19 protein-coding genes and 1 pseudogene are annotated in these 18,922 nt (G+C 44.3%); 11 read left to right on the top strand and 9 right to left on the bottom strand.

Annotated elements, in window-relative coordinates; translation table 11 throughout:
* Positions 1-399 precede the first annotated feature (399 nt).
* Together MTR11_RS12290 and MTR11_RS12285 are read right to left on the bottom strand one after the other, a co-directional pair.
* Positions 400-879 carry a DUF1456 family protein gene (locus MTR11_RS12290; protein ID WP_243327688.1) on the bottom strand — a complete coding sequence of 160 codons (480 nt, stop codon included), beginning with the start codon at positions 877-879 and terminating at the stop codon, positions 400-402.
* 400 nt (positions 880-1,279) lie between these two features.
* Positions 1,280-1,546: pseudogene (locus MTR11_RS12285) on the bottom strand (IS1-like element transposase); the annotation flags it as partial.
* 402 nt (positions 1,547-1,948) lie between these two features.
* Here MTR11_RS12285 and MTR11_RS12280 point away from each other — a divergent pair.
* Both MTR11_RS12280 and MTR11_RS12275 read left to right on the top strand, forming a co-directional pair.
* Positions 1,949-3,553: a S8 family peptidase gene (locus tag MTR11_RS12280; RefSeq protein ID WP_243327687.1), complete on the top strand. Its 1,605-nt coding sequence runs from the start codon at positions 1,949-1,951 to the stop codon at positions 3,551-3,553.
* A gap of 767 nt (positions 3,554-4,320) precedes the next feature.
* Positions 4,321-4,569, top strand: coding sequence for a hypothetical protein (locus MTR11_RS12275; RefSeq protein WP_046873682.1), 249 nt, complete (start codon positions 4,321-4,323; stop codon positions 4,567-4,569).
* 139 nt (positions 4,570-4,708) lie between these two features.
* On the opposite strand, the gene MTR11_RS12270 is transcribed toward MTR11_RS12275, so the two are convergent.
* Positions 4,709-4,954 carry a hypothetical protein gene (locus tag MTR11_RS12270; RefSeq protein WP_046873683.1) on the bottom strand — a complete coding sequence of 82 codons (246 nt, stop codon included), beginning with the start codon at positions 4,952-4,954 and terminating at the stop codon, positions 4,709-4,711.
* Between the two features lie 40 nt (positions 4,955-4,994).
* The gene (locus tag MTR11_RS12265; RefSeq protein ID WP_182031658.1) at positions 4,995-5,210 is read right to left on the bottom strand and encodes a DUF3820 family protein; all 216 of its coding nucleotides are present in this window, start codon (positions 5,208-5,210) and stop codon (positions 4,995-4,997) included.
* A 143-nt stretch (positions 5,211-5,353) separates the two neighbouring features.
* Between MTR11_RS12265 and MTR11_RS12260 the strand changes: the two genes are divergently transcribed.
* Entirely contained in the window at positions 5,354-5,662 is a 309-nt protein-coding gene (locus MTR11_RS12260) for a cysteine-rich CWC family protein (RefSeq protein WP_243327685.1), read from the top strand.
* Positions 5,663-5,700: 38 nt separating this feature from the next.
* Here the strand turns inward: MTR11_RS12260 and MTR11_RS12255 are convergent, their stop codons facing one another.
* Positions 5,701-6,045 (bottom strand): HopJ type III effector protein, encoded by a 345-nt coding sequence (locus MTR11_RS12255; RefSeq protein ID WP_243327684.1) that lies wholly within the window; start codon positions 6,043-6,045, stop codon positions 5,701-5,703.
* A 199-nt stretch (positions 6,046-6,244) separates the two neighbouring features.
* Here MTR11_RS12255 and MTR11_RS12250 point away from each other — a divergent pair, with 199 nt between their 5' ends.
* Positions 6,245-8,014 (top strand): choice-of-anchor I family protein, encoded by a 1,770-nt coding sequence (locus tag MTR11_RS12250; RefSeq protein ID WP_243327682.1) that lies wholly within the window; start codon positions 6,245-6,247, stop codon positions 8,012-8,014.
* Positions 8,015-8,084: 70 nt separating this feature from the next.
* Here MTR11_RS12250 and MTR11_RS12245 read toward each other — a convergent pair whose 3' ends face one another.
* Together MTR11_RS12245 and phhA are read right to left on the bottom strand one after the other, a co-directional pair.
* On the bottom strand, positions 8,085-8,423 hold the full coding sequence (locus tag MTR11_RS12245; protein ID WP_005375563.1) for a 4a-hydroxytetrahydrobiopterin dehydratase: 339 nt from the start codon (positions 8,421-8,423) through the stop codon (positions 8,085-8,087).
* Positions 8,413-9,207 (bottom strand): phenylalanine 4-monooxygenase, encoded by a 795-nt coding sequence (gene phhA, locus MTR11_RS12240; protein ID WP_005391119.1) that lies wholly within the window; start codon positions 9,205-9,207, stop codon positions 8,413-8,415. The genes MTR11_RS12245 and phhA overlap by 11 nt, the downstream gene beginning before the upstream one ends.
* Before the next feature lie 222 nt (positions 9,208-9,429).
* Here phhA and MTR11_RS12235 point away from each other — a divergent pair, with 222 nt between their 5' ends.
* Positions 9,430-11,403: an acetoacetate--CoA ligase gene (locus MTR11_RS12235; protein ID WP_243327680.1), complete on the top strand. Its 1,974-nt coding sequence runs from the start codon at positions 9,430-9,432 to the stop codon at positions 11,401-11,403.
* 155 nt (positions 11,404-11,558) lie between these two features.
* On the opposite strand, the gene MTR11_RS12230 is transcribed toward MTR11_RS12235, so the two are convergent.
* Positions 11,559-12,134: a class I SAM-dependent DNA methyltransferase gene (locus MTR11_RS12230; protein ID WP_006742039.1), complete on the bottom strand. Its 576-nt coding sequence runs from the start codon at positions 12,132-12,134 to the stop codon at positions 11,559-11,561.
* A gap of 171 nt (positions 12,135-12,305) precedes the next feature.
* Here MTR11_RS12230 and MTR11_RS12225 point away from each other — a divergent pair, with 171 nt between their 5' ends.
* Together MTR11_RS12225 and MTR11_RS12220 are read left to right on the top strand one after the other, a co-directional pair.
* A complete protein-coding gene (locus tag MTR11_RS12225; protein WP_006742040.1) occupies positions 12,306-13,184 on the top strand; it encodes a LysR family transcriptional regulator in 879 nt (292 codons plus the stop codon).
* A 176-nt stretch (positions 13,185-13,360) separates the two neighbouring features.
* Positions 13,361-14,257: a cation diffusion facilitator family transporter gene (locus MTR11_RS12220; RefSeq protein ID WP_243327678.1), complete on the top strand. Its 897-nt coding sequence runs from the start codon at positions 13,361-13,363 to the stop codon at positions 14,255-14,257.
* Positions 14,258-14,348: 91 nt separating this feature from the next.
* Here the strand turns inward: MTR11_RS12220 and yddG are convergent, their stop codons facing one another.
* Positions 14,349-15,251 (bottom strand): aromatic amino acid DMT transporter YddG, encoded by a 903-nt coding sequence (gene yddG / locus MTR11_RS12215; protein ID WP_048625236.1) that lies wholly within the window; start codon positions 15,249-15,251, stop codon positions 14,349-14,351.
* 120 nt (positions 15,252-15,371) lie between these two features.
* On the opposite strand from yddG, the gene MTR11_RS12210 reads away from it, so the two are divergent.
* The 4 genes from MTR11_RS12210 to MTR11_RS12195 all read left to right on the top strand — a co-directional run bounded on the left by MTR11_RS12210 (position 15,372) and on the right by MTR11_RS12195 (position 18,881).
* On the top strand, positions 15,372-15,521 hold the full coding sequence (locus MTR11_RS12210) for a hypothetical protein (RefSeq protein ID WP_243327676.1): 150 nt from the start codon (positions 15,372-15,374) through the stop codon (positions 15,519-15,521).
* Between the two features lie 12 nt (positions 15,522-15,533).
* Entirely contained in the window at positions 15,534-16,184 is a 651-nt protein-coding gene (gene elbB, locus MTR11_RS12205) for an isoprenoid biosynthesis glyoxalase ElbB (RefSeq protein WP_046873691.1), read from the top strand.
* Positions 16,185-16,517: 333 nt separating this feature from the next.
* Positions 16,518-17,666, top strand: coding sequence for an L-threonine dehydrogenase (gene yiaY, locus MTR11_RS12200; protein ID WP_005391135.1), 1,149 nt, complete (start codon positions 16,518-16,520; stop codon positions 17,664-17,666).
* A 138-nt stretch (positions 17,667-17,804) separates the two neighbouring features.
* Complete coding sequence (locus MTR11_RS12195; RefSeq protein WP_243327674.1) at positions 17,805-18,881, top strand: PQQ-dependent sugar dehydrogenase; 1,077 nt, start codon at positions 17,805-17,807, stop codon at positions 18,879-18,881.
* The last annotated feature ends 41 nt before the right edge of the window (positions 18,882-18,922 follow it).

Below are 18,922 nucleotides of genomic sequence, written 5' to 3'. Positions count from 1 at the left end.
TTTCGTTCTAACTCACTTTGGGGCAAATTCGTGTTACCAATGGCGTCAGTCGTGACTCTGCACGCATGACCAAAAGTATGGAAAAACTCTATATACGTGGCCAGTTTTAGTTAATCACTACAAGATGTCTGGAACATCTTGACCAGAATAGTGGCCCCTAACTGGCTTAGGGCTTTAGCTTGAGTTTATCTTGGTAGGGTCATAGGGGGGCGGTGTGTGTCTGGATTCTAAAAGCCGATCAGATTTCAGCGTGGTTTGATAGGTATCTACTGAAGAAAGACAAAGAGTAGACGTGATTGTGAAGCTCTAATATCGGTCTTTAGCATGATAAAAGCGAGTAGCCAAATAAAATGGTTCTCGCTTTTTTAATCAATTGCCACGTTCGATTCGAGATAAAAATTACCCAGTAAACTCTTCAGAATCGGGACGATTGGTAAACTGCACACCATTTAAGAAGTCGCACAGCAGTTGGTCTTCACACTGTTTGTAGTTTTTGTTGTTTGGCTTGCGGAAATACGCACCAATTTCGTATTTACTTAAACTAATACCAACCACTTCTAATACGTCCAACACATCTTCTGCTTTCATGTTTAGCGCAATGCGCAGCTTCATGAGAATCATGTTGTTGGTCAACGTGACTTCTGGCTTAGGTTGCTCGCCGTCTTTTTTTCCTCGCTTGAGGTTAATAAAGCCATTTAAGAATACCGCTAACTCTTGATCCTTCATCTTAACGCAAGATTTGTCGCTTTCGTCTTTTAACCAGTTTGCCACTTTATCGTGAGCCACAGTGACTTCGGCCTGCCCGAAAGCTTTCATTATCTGCGCGTTTTTAAGGTTTAACGCGTGTTGGATACGACGTAAAATTTCGTTGTTAGTCACTAGGGGTTCCTAAAATGAGTTCTAAGAGTGAATAAAAATCCATCAATGATATGCAATCTGTGGGTGTCTTTATTCAATAGCGTAGTTGACGGTGACTCTAACAGAGAACACGTTTCTTCGGTAGGTTAAAAAATAGAAATAAGACGGCCTATTCGAACTAGTTGGCTAAGTTGGTAAGACCCCACTTTCATAGACACTATGCTGATTAGAAGAAGTAGGTCAAACCACCTCACTGTTATTTGTGAGGTAGAAGGTTACTGGTACGGAACGGGGCAAAGGTGTGTTGCAGTTCTTAAATGGGGAAGTGTTTTTCCTCATATTCCTCAACCAATGCAGCTAGCCTTTCAAGTTTACAAATTAGTCTTATATTTGCTCTATCTAAAGGGATTGAGGTTACTTACCTTGGCGAGTTTTTTAAAGTGCTCAATACCGTGTTGTATGCGACATTCAACACTTGTGCTGTTTCCCTAACTCCAGAGCTATTTATTGACATATCGACAATTTTTTCTTTTACATCTGGCTTGCGGGCTTCGTAAACTTAATCGAGTTGAAAGCCCTTTCGACACTCGATACACCTGAAACGAGGAAAGCCAGAATGCCCTTTTCCATGTTCACGGACGGGCTCTGTTTTATTACAGAAACGACATTGAACTTGGATAGTAGCCATGAGTTAAAAAACATCAGAAATCAGGTGGCTATATTAACATCTATCACCGATTTGAGTCATGACCAATGAAAGGATAGTTAGGTTTTTATTGCGTAAATTATCGGTAAGAATAGTGCATATAACAGGCAATAAGCCAAGTGTGTAGAATTATTCTATTTTAGGGATTTTGCTCTAAATCTAAATGAATCTTTGCATTTCAATTTCAATAAAGCTTAGTTATTGATCATGTTTCTGAGTATGTGAATCATTCTCAACTATGCACATGATTGCTCATTGTCTAGTTTGATTTGTGTAACGTCACTGCAGCACGTATTGAGCGTACTACGCTGATTGTCTGTGTTTTCGTGTTGACAGTTTGGTACTAGGTAAAATCAACAAGACTATGATTTCAAGGAACATTTTATGTTAAAGAAACTACTAAGTTGTTGTATCACCTCCGCGATCTGTTTTCATTCTTCTCTCGCTTTTTCGCAACCCAATGAGATTGCGGACAGTGCAGAGTTACAACAAGCTCCCGACACATTGCCTGCCACTTTGATGCTTGCACCGGACGACATCGCCATTGCAGATCGATATATAGTGGTATTTCAACAACCGCAAATGATGGCGAGCAGCTCACCGGAATTCGAGCAATTCACGCAACAGTCTGTAGACCGCATGTCTGGTTTGTATTCGATAAAAGTGGAGTCGGTTTTTGACCACTCGATAAGTGGATTTGTCGCTAACTTGAGCCCTGAGCAGCTACAAGATCTACGTTCTGATCCTCGTGTGGACTACATTGAGCAAGACAGAATCCTATCGCTTGACCCAATAGTCTCGGTAGATGCAAATCAAACCAATGCCATTTGGGGACTAGATCGAATCGACCAACGTAACTTGCCACTCGATAACAACTACAGTGCCAACTTTGATGGGACTGGTGTAACGGCTTATGTTATCGATACTGGTGTGAACAATGCACATGTTGAGTTTGGTGGGCGCTCGGTTTCTGGGTATGACTTTGTCGATAATGATGCAGATGCAAGTGACTGTAATGGACACGGCACACACGTGGCGGGCACCATTGGCGGCAGCTTGTATGGTGTTGCGAAAAACGTCAACCTTGTCGGCGTGAGAGTATTGAGCTGTAGCGGATCGGGGTCTACGTCTGGTGTTATCGCCGGTGTGGATTGGGTGGCTGCGAACGCTTCCGGACCTTCAGTTGCCAATATGAGTTTAGGTGGCGGTCAATCTGTCGCTCTCGATAGTGCGGTGCAAAGTGCGGTTCAATCAGGTGTCAGCTTTATGCTTGCAGCAGGTAACTCCAATGCCGATGCGTGTAACTACTCTCCAGCGCGCGTTGCTACTGGTGTAACTGTCGGCTCGACCACCAGCACGGATGCACGTTCGAGTTTTTCAAACTGGGGCAGTTGTGTGGATGTGTTTGCGCCAGGCTCACAAATCAAATCTGCGTGGTATGACGGTGGTTACAAAACCATTAGTGGTACTTCGATGGCGACGCCACATGTGGCGGGTGTAGCGGCATTATATCTTCAAGAAAACAGCTCGCTGTCGCCAAGCCAAGTCGAGGCCTTGATCGTTAGTCGCGCAACTAGCGGAAAGGTGACGGATACAAGAGGCAGCGTGAACAAGCTGCTTTATAGCTTAACGGATGCTGATTGTGGCCAAGACTGTGGTGGCCCAGATCCAACACCAGACCCAGAGGGCAAGTTAACCTCGGGCGTGCCAGTGAGCGGTTTAAGTGGCTCAAACGGTCAAGTAGCGTATTACTATGTTGATGTAGAAGCTGGGCAGCGCTTAACCGTACAAATGTATGGTGGCAGCGGTGATGCGGACCTGTATCTCCGTTTTGGTGCAAAACCAGCACTGAACGCATGGGACTGCCGACCTTTCAAATACGGTAACAATGAAACATGTACGGTCAGCGCGACACAAAGTGGACGTTACCACGTCATGATTCACGGTTACTCAAACTATAGCGGTGTCAGCGTTCAAGCGAGCTACTAGTTATTATTTTCGTTGTTGAAAGAGAACAAAGCCCACTTGTCGGTGGGCTTTGCTTTGGGAATACTGAGTTTAATAGGTGGCGTTCGATGCTATTCAAACGCACCGGCCTTTTTCTTCAAGAACTCAACTCGAAGCGGCATCGAAGCTTTCTATTAGTACACCGCATAAGTCGGGTTCTCCAAGTCGTGTACATCAAATAGGATGCGAACTTAATCTCCTCGGGCTAACTCTTTCTCCATCATAAATCTTGGCATGATGGCAAACCCAAGATGATACAAAACAAATTCTTTACTGTGACCGCGGTTCTCACTTGCACTTTTGGGCTGTGAGACAAACGCGTGACCTGACCTTGGCTGTTGGTCATCGTGAACGATATGGTGGCTAATCCGAGAAGATTGTATCCACTCAAAACTCAGACCCTATACTGCACATGTTATGGGCTGGCAACGGTAACATTGGATGAAATGGGCCTTGAACCACGGCAAGATCATTATAAATGGGAACTATTAGGCAAAGAGACGATCAAACGAGGTAAATTGGAATGGGGCAAAAACGTTACAAACCATACAGACACGCCACTGATATAAGTGTTCTAGTCCTTTTCTATTAAATTATTAATAACTAAGTATATTGTAAAGAGAGTTGTGGACAGTTAGCACGAGCAGTAGGCTTGTGCTAGCCAGGGCGCCTGACATTGGGAGAGCACTAAACATAAACCTTGGATTCTGCTACCGTAAAGCCCATATTTAATTTGAGAGAGATGGATAATGAACGACAGTTGGGCTAACTTCTTTCCGTACTTTGCTGGAGCTTTTAAGCTTATTGTACTAGGTATTGGAGCCTACTTAGCTATTAAATGGCATTTTGATGAAGAGCGAAGAGTAAGGGAGGCCGAAGGCGTGGTATTCGATAAACCAAGCTTCAAGAAAAAGTTCGCAATGATGCTAACCTTCCCATTCCTTCTAGGTCTTCTAGTCCTTCTCGTTATTTATGCAACTAACTGGTTTCTCTACTGACGGAATTTATTGATACGATCAATGTTTAAGCTCTCAACGGGTTGGGAGCAAAAAAGAGTCAGCCTAACGGTCTGGCTCTTTTGATGAAAACACATGGTATCGTGGAATAACTAGGGAAGCTGTGGCAGGTTACACTCACTTACTCCTTAGGCAGGTGACCAGTTTCCTTCGCAAGCTTTTGCATCGCCTCGGCAAACGTTGTTGTCCCGCCTTTAGCTTTAACCTGTATTACCTTATACCCCATTTTTTCCAACGCTTGGCGCTCTGCCAAAACAGCTTTGTCATCTTGCTGGCTACCTTGAGCTGGCTGATGAATGTAACATCCCTCTAATTTACCATCTTCGACCAATTGGTGGTGTTTCAGTGCATCGATATCAAAATTCATAATAAGTCTTTTCATTAAAAGTGGGAGTTTCTGTGGCTAGTTACATACGCTTCAAAGGCTTCACGACATTATCTAAGCCTTCAATTTTGAGCGCTAAACACAGCTTGAGCAAATCCCCTAGTTCGCCGCTTGGCCAGCCCTTTTTATCGAACCACAGTAAGTATTCTTCAGGTAGGTCGATTAACACTCGCCCTGCATATTTCCCAAATGGCATTTGCATTCTAGCGAGTTTAATGAGGTTTTCTTTTTCTAACATAAGTGACAAAGATTTGAGGTAACTCGTCCAAGAATATCACTGCCGCCCTCTCCTCACCAGCAAATCGCACTCACGTTTATTTTGGCGGCTTTGACTCGCTTTGTGCTAGAGTACGCGGCATAAAAAATGAGAACGAGAAAGCAATGAAGTCACCTTGTCGAGCAGCATGTAAAAATAACGCCGGAATATGCTCTGGTTGTCACCGAACGATGGATGAAATCATCCAATGGAAAGACAAAACCGATCACCAACGAAACACGATTATCGAACAAATCGCAGGGGAAGATTCAACGCACAATTGTCCTGAATGCGGGACTCAAGCCCATTGTGATATCGCCGCAGGCAAAGAAACCTGTTGGTGCTTTACTATTGAAACCCGTGATTTACCCAAGCCAAGCGCCAACCAGCCGTGTTTGTGCCGAAAATGTCTAGAAAAAAAGCCAGTCGCATAATACGACTGGCTTACTGTTCTGCGTTTTCAGACTGGTGTTTATTTAGCGGTTAAAGCGCGTGCTTCAAACTTAATACCATCCCACCCTGTTACCATAAAATTACGAATATTCTGGTGATCGCTATTCTCTGGATGCTGCAATACATCTTCACGATAAAAGCGACCAAAGCAGGCTAGCGTCGCTTCTTTGTCTAGGTTGTTTAGCAAACCGAAAGCGAAGATCTTACACGAACCGTTGTTCTCACCTGCATTGTTTTGCGTCTCACCATTAACAAAAGCGGTTGGCTCAAACGTATAGTTATCTTCGATCACCGCCATCGTTGCTTCAAACTCGACCTGCTCTGGTGAAGCTGCCAACAAATCTAAAAACGATTTTAATTCCATTATTCCTCTATCCCTACTTCATCATTTTGATGACACATTAGTTTCATAAAAAGCCAATATAAGAGTCATCAATCATACATATATTCAGAGCCTTACCAAATCACACGTCATTCAGCGTTCCATCATTCCAATTGCGGAAATGGACAGAAGCATAAACCCCATGCTGATTGACAACGTATCGGATTGATAAGGAGATATCATGATCACCCCTTTAAAGGCAATCGGTGCACTCGCATTGTCATCACTTGCCATCGCGTGTTCATCACAACCCGAAGATACCGTGGCTTCATTCGCTACACAATGCAAACCTACCACTGCGCCCGTTGCTGGGGAAACTTCAATTCAAGGGTTAACGTTTATCGGGACATCCGTTGCTGATGCCCCATTCGACACATCGGCAGCTGAAATCGTCAGTTATGACGCCTGTACGGATAAGCTCTATGTGATCAATGCTGAAGCAAAACGTGTCGATGTACTTTCTATGGATGACAACGGCGTACCAACGCAAACCGCATTCATTGATCTCAACAGCGCTGGCGAAGCAGCTGGCGTTGAAATTGGCGCTGCAAACAGTGTCGCTGTATTCAATGGTTTGGTCGCGGTTGCGATTGAAAACAGTAATAAACAAGCGAATGGTATTGTTGGTTTGTACCGCTCCGACGATTTGTCATTAGTCACGACGTTCCCAACAGGCGCATTGCCAGACATGGTGGGCTTCTCGAAAGATGGCCGATACATCGCAACCGCTAATGAGGGCGAACCAAACAGCGATTACAGCGTCGATCCTGAAGGTAGCGTCACTTTGATCGATCTGAACCTTGGCGTTACTCAAGCAGAAGTGACACAAATTGGCTTTAATGAGTTTGATGGTTCACGAAAAGCAGAGCTCCCAATGAATGTGCGTATTTCGGGGCCAAACGCCACTATCGCTCAAGATCTAGAGCCTGAATACCTCACTTTTGCAGATAACGGTAAAATCTATGTCGCGCTACAAGAAAATAACGCTATGGCAATCGTCAATCCAGTGAGCAAATCGGTAGAAAAAATTGTTGGCTTAGGTGAGAAGTCTTGGTCGGACGCTAAACTCGATGCATCTAACAAAGACAAAATTATTGGAAACTTGAAAAGCTACCCACAACTGGTTGGCTTATTTATGCCTGACACCATCGACAGCTACTCAGTGAATGGGAGTACTTACATCGTATCCGCAAATGAAGGCGACGGGCGTGAGTACGGATTCAAAACCACTCAAGAACTGTGCGACAAAGCTGGCTTTATGTGGGATGAAGACGATTACCTTGGTACAGATGAATACACATCTGAGCAAGGGAGCTGTTTAAGCCATATTGATGAAGTGCGCGGTAAGAAGCTGAAAGTAGCAGCAGAACACCCATTGGCAGAGGCACTAAAAGACAACAAACAACTCGCGCGTTTAAAAGTGATTAAGCCGGCACAAACGCTTTCTGCACAAGATAAGGTTCAAGCATTTGGCGCACGTTCATTCTCGATTTGGGATGAAAACGGCAAGTTGGTGTTCGATAGTGGTGACGATTTCGCGACCATCGCGCTGCTGAATGAAGGTAAAAACTTCAACAGTACCAACGATAACAATCACAGTGGCGATGACCGAAGTGATGATAAAGGCATTGAGCCAGAGGCGATTGAAGTAGCACAAATTAACGGTCGTCATTACGCGTTTATCGGCTTGGAGCGTCAAGGCGGTATCATGATTTATGACATTACCGATCCGAAACAAGCGCAGTTCCTACATTACGTAAACCGTCGTGATTACAATCAGCCAGTGTGTACAGAAGTCGAAGATGGTGAATCCGCGATCGACACATACAATCCAAAAGCAGGCGATTTAGGCCCAGAATCCATCAATTACTTTACCCGTAGTGGTGGTCATTTTATCGCTGTTGGCAATGAGGTATCGGGCACGACATCCGTCTTCCGAATCAATCTATAAAGTAATGTAAAAGTCATTTAGAACCAAAACGCCCGACGTAAGCCGGGCGTTTTTTGTATGAGGTAATGTCCTACTCTGCCGATGCTAGCGCGTCACATTTTGATGCGCAGATAAAATCGTTCTTATGCAGACCTTTGATCGAGTGACTCCACCAAGTTACGGTGACCTTACCCCACTCCAACAAAATAGAAGGATGGTGGAACTCATCTTCTGCCAGTTCCGCGATTTTGTTACTGAAAGCCCATGCTTGTTTGAAGTTCTTAAATTTATACACCTTTTCTAGTTGAGGTATGTCTTCTCTTTCAATGATCTGCCAATCAGACAATTGCAGCAGCAGAGATTGTTGTTCTTCTTTGCTTAGTGCAATGGCATCGATACTACAAGCTTCGCATTTTTGTTCATTCAACATGAGCAGGTTCCTTTGGTTCAAAAAGTGGAGGAAGCAGTCCAGCTTCAATCGCTAGATCGGCTTGTTTCAATAAATTTAACTGACTGATTTTAAAGAGCTGAGAAAAGTCATCAATCACGTAGTACTTCGGTTGCATGATGTCGATACGATAAGGCGTTCTCAGCACAGTTTGTAATTCAAATGGGTCGCGAATTGCTACATCACTCTCTAATGCGTAGAGGGTTTCGCCAGGAGATGAGAGAATACCACCACCGTAAATTTTGGTTTTGTCCCCTTCTTTCACCAAGCCAAATTCTACGGTAAACCAGTAGAGACGAGCGAGATACGCTCTTTGTTTTGGTGTAGCGGCTTGCCCTAGTTGACCATAATGTTCGGTAAATGCAGCAAAATCTGGGTTGGTTAACATCGCACAATGACCAAATATTTCATGGAAGAAATCCGGCTCTTGCAAGTAATCGAACTCTTCTCTGGTACGCAAGAATGTGGCGACGGGAAAGCGCTTATTACCGAGCAGATTAAAAAAACGGTCGAAGTCAATAAGCGCAGGAACGGGCTCCACTTGCCAACCTGTTGTCTCCATCAGGACACGATTAATTTCTGGCAATTGAGGAACGCGGTCTTGAGGTAAATCAAGCAGCGTTAAACCGTGTAAATAAGCCTTACAAGCTCTGTTTTGGATCACACCCATTTGTCGTGTTACCAAATCTCGCCAAATGGCGTCTTCTTCACGGCTCCATTCAACCCTGCCTTCCTGGTTTACGGGTTTAGAACGATACTGAGTCATGGCACATCTCCATTAACAAATCCTTTACATTAAGCCTATCTTCAGTCTTGCGAGCTTCCAATCCCCACACGATTTTCTCAGTATCAGTCCGATGTAACATATTGTTTACAACACGTCGTAACTGCATGATTTTTATGACACGATATAATATCTAGCTTGTTTGACTTTATCGTGTATTCCTCTCAAACTAAAATCTGTTACCACTTTGTTATAGAGGGACCTATGCGCGAGAGCAGCAAAGTATGGCAACCGAGCGAAAGTCGTATCGAAGAAGCCAACATCACACAGTTTATTGAACACATTAATCGACAAGGAAATACCATTGAAAACTTCGCCGATCTGCATCAATGGTCGCTCGATCATGTGGAAAAATTTTGGCAAGAAGTCTGGTTATTCTGCGACGTCATTGGTACTCAAGGAGAGACCGTAAAGGAGCAAGCAGAAAGTCGCTGGCAGCAACCCGTCGAAAATAGGGACATGAAATGGTTCCCAAACGCGCAGATTAACTACGCCGAAAACTTGCTAACCTACGCGTGTCACCAACCCGATGATCTCGCGATTTGGTTTGAAAATGAACGTGAAGAAAAGCAAACCTACACATGGAAACAATTGTGTGAAGAAGTTTCGAGTGTCCAGCAATGGTTGAAAGAATGTGGAATCAAGCAAGGTGATGTCGTCGCTGGCTATTTGCCTCACTTACCTCAAACGGTGATAGCCATGTTAGCAACCACCAGTTTAGGGGCAACCTGGACTTCTACCTCACCTGATTTTGGCGTTGAAAGCGTTTTGGAGCGCTTTGGTCAAGTGAAACCTAAAATCCTGTTTACTTGTGATGGCTATACATTCAATGGCAAAACTTTCGATATGTCTGAGAAAAACCAGCACATTGCGGATCATCTTGATGGTCTTAAACAGGTTTGCCAAATTAGCTACCTGAAACCACACATTTTTGAATGCGACGTCTGCACTCAAGATTGGCAAAACGTCCTTAATCAATACACACCCGAAGCGCTGACTTTTACTCGTGTTAATTTTAACGATCCGCTATTTGTGCTCTATTCTTCAGGCACGACAGGCAAACCGAAATGCATCGTTCATTCCGTCGGCGGAACAGTGCTTAACCATTTGAAAGAGCATCAACTGCATTGCGACATCCAACCGAACGACAGAGTGTTTTATTACACGACCTGTGGCTGGATGATGTGGAACTGGCACGTATCTTCACTCGCGAGCGGCGCATGTTTAGTAATTTTTGATGGTAGCCCTGTTTATCCGACTCATAATGTGCTTTGGGACCTCACTGAACAAGCCGAAGTGACGCTGTTTGGAACTTCGGCGAAATACCTAGAGGCATTGGAAAAAGTTTCTTTTTCTCCGCCGAAAAGTGATGCATTTCCAAGTCTGAAAACCATTTGCTCAACGGGCTCAGTTCTGTATCCAGAACAGTTTGATTATGTCTATCAGCACATTAAAGAAGATGTCCACCTCGCATCGATCTCAGGCGGGACAGACATTTGTGGCTGCTTTGTGTTAGGCAACCCTATTTCTCCCGTTTATCGAGGAGAGTGCCAATCAGCGGGATTAGGGGTCGATGTCAGAGTCTTTAACCCGCAGGGTAATAGCGTAATCGGAGAGCGCGGTGAGTTGGTTTGTGCCAATGCATTGCCCAACTTCCCCGCTGGCTTTTGGAACGACACCGGGGAGAGATATCATCGTGCTTATTGGGATAAGTTCGACAGTATTTGGCACCACGGCGACGATGTTGAACAAACCTGCGTTGGTGGATACGTGTTTTATGGTCGAAGTGATACCACGTTGAATCCCGGTGGCGTAAGAATCGGCACGGCCGAAATCTATCAGCAAGTGAACAGTATAGACGGTATTCTAGATTCCATCGCAGTAGGAAAAGAAGTCGATCGCAACGAACAAATATGGCTGTTTGTCCAATTAATGAAAGGGATAGAGCTCAACGACGAGATGATCGCCTCCATCAAAGCACAGCTAAAATCTGCATGTTCTCCAAGACATGTACCTAGTGCGATTTACGCAATAAGCGATATTCCTAAGACCCGTTCCGGAAAACTGGTTGAGTTAGCCGTTAAGCAAGTCGTTAACAATCGGAGCGTAGAAAATTTAGGCGCAATAGCCAATCCTGAAGTGTTGGAGGAGATACGCAGGATAATCGCCCAAAAATAACCTCAGAACACTTGGTTGTTAGAGAACCACTTTGCGTACACCCGCGGCGACAGGTTGAAGAACAAGTGAGATTAACTTAGTTACATCCCCTCAACCGATAAGAAAAAAGCGAGCTAGGTAGCTCGCTTTTATCGTGTGGTGTTCTTTATTCAGTCTTAACGGCGACCAAGCCCCATTAATACCGACATCGTTTTACCATCAGATGTAATGTCAAAAACGTGTTGCGATTCCACCTCAGTAAAACCTGCATCTTTCAAAGCACGTTTAGACTTCGCAAGGGTAAAACCGTCTTGTTCAGATTCTGCAATCCAATCAAAATGAACAAAGTAACCGCCGTGGTTAAGTAAAGAATGCGAGATTTTTAATGACGCGTCTAAGTCTTCCACAAACGCTAAAACTGACGATGCAACTACTAGGTCAAACTGTCCACGAAACGCTGGATGCTGAGCGACCAAGCCGCGAGACAATGCATCTACGACAGGTTCTACATTGGCAAGCTCTTTTTTATCGAGTTCTTCAATCATGGCTTCCGATGCGTCTAATGCTACGATGTCTTTAACCATCGGTGACAATCGTTGACTTAACTGCCCTGTTCCGCATCCAAAATCTAGTACTTTAATGCCATCAAGCTGAGTTAGCTGTTGTAACTGCTCAAACACCGACTGCGCAAATTGCTCTGTTGCTGGATTTGATTCCCAGTTTTTTGCTAAGCCGTCCCAATCTTGTGCCATCGTGGCCTCCATGTTCACTTTTTGTAACCCACATAGATTACCGCAAAACCGTTAAAAGACCATAGACTTATCTGGCGGATTCGCGTTTTTTTCGATAATCTTTCACGGCTTTGGGAGCACATCTGCATAATACCCAAATTATTTGAATTCATTTATTGGTTGTGTCAAATCATGAACTTAACTCAAGTAGAAGCCTTCTGCACCATCGCTGAGTGTGGTTCTGTTTCTGAAGCAGCAAGGCAACTCGATTGTAATCGCACCAAACTCAGTATGTCGATTAAGGCTTTAGAGAAAGATCTCAACGTTGAGTTGTTTACCCGAACTGGCAACCAGCTCACTCTCTCTGAAGCTGGGAAAGCCATTTACAAAGATTGCGAACACCTACTTATCATCGCACAGCGGATAAGAAAAACCTGTGCTCAAATCTCAGAAGGTTTTAACGCGGAAGTTTGGGTTGCACGTGACGACTCCTTACCTGATGATCTCTGGCAGGAGCTTTCTCATACACTGAATAACCGCTTCCCTTCCACAACCTTCAACTTAATCCTGGCATCCAGTGGCGACTTGGCCAACTTAGTCAGTACCCACCAAGTGGATTTTGCCTTTGGTGTTGATTATGAGCGCGTCGACGATCCTCGTATCGTGTATAACCCACTAGGCAAGATACGTATGATGTCAGTATGCAGTGCAGAACACCGCCTAAGTAAGATGCGCAGAGTCTCAGACGAAGATCTGCGCAGCCAGATGCAAGCGTTGATGGTGTACCTAAATGAGAAAGACAACCCTGAACTGCAGCCTTTCTCGACTCGATACATTGGCTTTTCGAGTTTTGACTACATGCTCAACACCATCTTAGAAGAAGACGCTTGGGGTGTACTGCCAGAACCATTAATCCGCCATTACCTTCGCCAGCAAAAGCTCGCCGTTATCAAGCATACATACGGATTGACACAAGAAGACTACTGTATGTTTTCACCTAACGGTCAAACTGAGCACCCAGCAATGACATGGTTAGCGGATAAATTGAGCGAGTATTTATTTGACTTCTAAACATTTTATCAGTGAGCGCCAATTTTATTGGCACCACAACCATGCAGCAAGTCATTGTTTTATAAGAACATAAACAAAAACGCAACTTTTTAGATTAGAACCTGCTCACTTAGTGGTTGCCTAAATTACCTTATGCGAGAAGAATAGTAAGGTATTAAAATTTAAAGGCATCTTTTATGTGTGACAGGACAAGCAAAAACGAAAACCGTATTCTAACCATTTCAGCCCTTTTAGCATCTGGGTTCGCTGCTGGTGGTATGGTACTTGGCTTGCTTGTAGGATCAATTGTCATCGTTTTTGACGGTGTTTACTCTTTGGTCAGCTTACTGTTAACTTTATTGTCACTGGCCGCTTCCTACTATATTAACAAGCCCTCAAAATCTGTATTCCCATTTGGAAAAGCGGTCTTAGAGCCAATCGTTATTGCGATAAAAGCGGCTGTCATTTTAGTGGTTGTAAGCTTGTCTCTTTACTCTGCAATTTCAGCATTGATGTCCGGAGGCCGTGAAGTCGATGCTTCTATTGCTACTCTATTCGGCATCGTAAACGTCATCGGTTGTGGTTACGCTTGGTGGTTTATGGCGAAACGCAGCCGTCGCTTCTCATCAGGCTTGATTGAAGCAGAGAAAAAACAGTGGCAGATGGATACGCTATTAAGTGTGGCAGTGACGGTAGGATTTGTTGCTGCTTGGGCTGTATCACTAACGCCATTCGCTGAATATGCGGTTTATGCCGATCCTATGATGATGGTGCTAATGGGCTTCTACTTTCTGAAAGTTCCTTTTGATATGTTGGTTGGTGCACTACGTGAGCTACTAATGATGACACCAAGCAAAGAGCTATGTCAGGTCGTTGGCAATGATGTACTAGAGATAGAAAAAACATCTGACCACCAGCTGAAGTTAGCGGGTATCACTAAAGTGGGCCAAGAGCTTCGTATTAACATCGATTTGCACGTCGATGACGACACCATTGCATTGGATAAGTTGGAACAAACTCGCACTCAGTTAACGAAACGTCTGTCGAAGCACAGATTCAAACTGCAACTCCATTTAAACGTCGCAAACTGTTAGAACACGAAAGAAAAAAGCTCCCTCGGTCGGGAGCTTTTTTCTTTCTGTCATTTGAGCATACAGCGCAAAGATAAAATCAGATAATTTTGGTTTAACCTGCAGCTTCACGCTTCTCCTTGGTGACAACCCAGCAAAGCAAAGAGCCCACCGTAACCATCACAACCCCCTGCCAAAAGCTCGGGCTCAACGTCACACCAAGAATAATGGAAGAAAATAGCGCAGAGAAAATGGGCGTAAAGTAAGAAAGTGTCGCAAGAAAGACCATGTTTCCGCCAACAATCGCGATGTTCCACAAACCATAACCACCAGCCATCAACGCCGCAGAAGCAAAAAGGTAGCCCATTGCTTCCCATGAAAAAGTCATCTCTGGCTCATCGGCAAACGCATATTTCACCCATAACGAAACAGCAGTAGCAATGAAAAACAACGTAATCGCGTTATGTTTGGATTGCTGCCTCTGGGTTAAATTACAATAAAAAGCCCATATAACTGCTCCTGCGAAAGCCATAAAGTAAACCAAAGGGTTACTACTGACATTGGACATAATCTGAGTAACGGATAAGCCATTTTCACCACTCACCGTCCACGCGACTCCGATAAACGCCAGCGCAACCGCTGGATAAAGCAGCCAGTTTGTTTTTTTGTTACTGCCTAAAACCGCAAACAAAACGGTGAGTGCTGGCCAAAGGTAATTGACAATCGACACCTCAATAGCCTGCGCACGCGAGTTGGAATATCCCAGAGATAAAGCGAGAAATATTTCATAACAAACGAACATCGCGCCACCAAGCACGAGATACTTTGGAGAAAAGTACGATAACTTCGGAATGCCAACTACGATAAGAAGGAAAATAGAACTGAGAGAGTACAACATGGCCGCCCCGCCCACGGGACCTAGGCTCTCGGTAACCAACCTGGCAATGCCAAGTAAGCAACTCCAAGAGAGGATGGCAATACAACCATAAAGTGTGAAACGAAATTGCACTGATTTCATGTGACCTACCACTCACGAATGCCAAAGGAAACATCAGCTTAACTCAAAAATGATCAGGTTCAACGTACTGTTTTATAAAAATCAGTATAAAAATCACTCCATTACGCAGTTGGAGTCGATATGAAACATTTTCTGCCCTCGAGTGTTATGCTTACACCTTTTGTTGTGCGCTACTATGATGAAGAAGACGACGATAGCGAAATCGTCGAAACTGATTCGAGCACTCAGCATCTAAAAGAAACAGAGCAACAAACGGAAACCTCAGACTAAAGGAATTCTCAAATGAAAAAAGTCGCAGTTATCTTCAGTGGTTCAGGTGTTTACGATGGCACAGAACTACATGAAGCCGTATTAGCACTCCATGCCATTGAAAAAGAAGGTGCATCATGGCATTGCTTTGCTCCTAACATCGATCAATTACACGTGATTAATCATCTAACTGGCGAAGAGATGGACGAAACACGAAATGTGTTGGTGGAATCTGCACGCCTTGCACGTGGCAATATTGATGATGTTGCAAGATTAAACCCAGATGAGTTTGATGCCCTACTCTTACCTGGCGGTTTTGGTGCCGCTAAAAACCTCACTGACTTCGCAGTATCAGGAGCTGAGTGCTCGATTAATACACACGTAGCTCAAGCATGTCGCGCATTCGCTCATGCGAAAAAGCCAGCAGGTTATCTGTGTATTTCACCTGTCATTATTCCGATGATTTATGATCAAGGCGTGAAAGGCACCGTAGGCAACGATGAAGCGATCTCGATAGCATTTAATCAAATGGGCGGTGAGCACATCACTTGCTCTGTCGAGGATATCGTTTTTGATGAAACACACCTCGTTCTATCAACCCCAGCTTATATGTTGGCAGAGAATATCTCTCAAGCGGCATCAGGTATCGAAAAGTTAGTATCAAAGCTGATTGATATTGCCTAATTATTGATAGATAACTTATAAACCTACCTCCCATCCCCATTGATAGTTAAGTTATTAATGGGGATTTTTTATACTTTAGTCTAATTTAGAGATATATCCGTATTAGATATCAATTTTCGCCAATCGATTGCGTCACTGGTTTCATATTTGTTCTACTTTATATCTGTGTTGCACCTATACGCTGTGCAACAAGATCACTGTCACAGTTTTTCTCTTGCAAATACCTCTAAATAGGTAAACTTGCTTCAGATCAACTTCAATCTGGAAACGAGTGTGCGACAGTAAATGGCAAATTAAGAAAGATTATTAAAAATAACGACGGAGCTATCCAATATGACAAGTGCATTTTTTATCCCTACGGTAAACCTAATGGGCGCTGGTTGTTTAAAAGACGCAGCAGACAGCATCCAATCTCAAGGCTTTAAAAAAGGTTTGATCGTTACGGATAAGATCCTTAACCAAATCGGTGTAGTCAAACAAGTTCAAGACCTTCTCACTGAACGCGACGTAGCAACCGTTGTGTACGATGGCACTCAACCAAACCCTACTATCACCAACGTTAATGATGGCTTAGCTTTACTAAAAGAAAACGAATGTGACTTCGTTATCTCACTCGGAGGCGGCTCACCGCACGATTGTGCAAAAGGTATCGCTTTAGTGGCGTCAAACGGCGGCAAGATCGGCGATTACGAAGGCGTTGACCAATCCGCAAAACCAATGCTGCCTCTCGTATCAATCAACACAACGGCTGGTACTGCTTCTGAAATGACGCGTTTCTGCATCATCACAGATGAAGAGCGCCACATTAAGATGGCGATTGTGGACAAACACACAACACCATTGATGTCAGTGAATGATCCTGAATTGATGCTTGCTAAACCTGCGTCTCTTACTGCCGCAACAGGTATGGATGCGCTAACACACGCGATTGAAGCTTACGTATCTATCGCTGCGACACCAATCACTGACGCGGTAGCAATCAAAGCAATTGAACTGATTCAAGCTCACCTTCGCACAGCAGTGAAAAACGGTGAAAACCTTGAAGCTCGCGAGCAAATGGCATACGCACAGTTCATGGCAGGTATGGCATTCAACAACGCATCTCTTGGTTACGTTCACGCAATGGCGCACCAACTAGGCGGCTTCTACGACCTGCCACACGGTGTATGTAACGCGATTCTTCTACCTCACGTACAACGTTACAATGCGCAAGTATGTCCAGAGCGTTTACGTGACGTTGCTAAAGCAATGGGTGTTGATGTTGAAGGTATGTCAGCAGAGCAAGGTGCTGCGGCGGCCATTGATGCTATCGTTGAGCTTGCTAAAGATGTCGGCATCCCATCAGGCATTAAAGAGCTTGGTGCGAAGCTAGAAGATATCCCAACCTTAGCGGACAACGCGCTAAAAGACGCTTGTGGTTTCACTAACCCGAAACAAGCAACGCACGAAGAGATCTCTAAGATCTTCGAAGAAGCGATGTAGGCTCGCTAAGTAAACAATTCTCTAGTCTTAATTCAATCCCCGATCTCGTATTGGGGATTTTTTATATTCGCATACCCTGCCAAACGTCCTCTTTTAGTGTTAGCTTTTAAGTATCTTGGATTCATATTGGAAGGAACCATGAGAACTATCACTGCGACCCTACTCGCTTGCCTAGCTTTTTCTATCGATGCTGCGGACTATCGTGCCAATGAGGTTGCCAATGGGTTTCAAATCCCATGGGGAATTGAATTTCTCGATAAGCAACAAATGATCGTGAATGAAAAAAACGGCACCGTTTCATTACTTAATATTGCGTCGGGAAAACAGCAAACCCTCTTCAAAGTACCGAATGTGAACACCAGTGGGCAAGCTGGTTTATTAGATGTAGCTCTAGTGCCGAATACCGCTCCACAAAATCCACAACTTTTCTTTACTTACAGCAAACGTACCGATAAAGGAAATACTGTGGCCTTAGCGACCGCACAATTGAAAAACAATCAACTTGTGGATTGGAAAGACGTCTTTGTCGCCGACGCAATCACGGACACCAGCCGTCATTACGGCAGCCGTATTGCGTTTGTCGATGACAAGGTTTACTTCTCAATTGGGGACCGTGGCGAACGTAATAATGGGCAAGACACTCAAACCCATGCAGGCACTATTCTTCGCCTCAACCTTGATGGCTCGGTACCACAAGATAATCCATTCAAGACTTCTGAGGCTCGCCCTGAAATATGGAGTTACGGGCACCGTAACCCACAAGGCATGTTTTACGACAAAGCAACAAAACAGCTTTGGTCGATTGAACATGGCCCTCGTGGTGGTGATGAAATCAACCTGATTAGGAAAGGAGCAAACTACGGCTGGGCAAAGGTCTCTCAGGGTAAAGAGTATTGGGGACCGTTAGACGTTGGAGAAGCGAAAAGCTTACCGAATATGGAAGACCCAAAGTTGGTTTATATTCCGTCTATCGCGCCAAGCAATATGGTGGTGTATCGTGGTGATAAGTACCCAGAGTTGGATGGAAAAATCCTCGCCGGTGCCTTGAAGCTGGCGCACATCAACGTGGTTTCTATTGAGAATGGCAAGCTCACCGAATCAAAAAGATTGATGGAGAATCTTGGCGAGCGAGTCAGAGATATCACCATCAGTCCGGATGGCTATGTCTATTTTTCAACAGATACAGGCAAAATTTTCCGTCTTGAAGAGAAGTAATCAAACACCAACATTATTGAGGCTATTTAATTTGTGACGTA

This window comes from Vibrio sp. CCB-PB317 (assembly GCF_022808245.1).
Taxonomy (GTDB): Bacteria; Pseudomonadota; Gammaproteobacteria; order Enterobacterales; family Vibrionaceae; genus Vibrio; species Vibrio diabolicus.
This window is presented reverse-complemented; position numbering and strand designations above follow the sequence as displayed.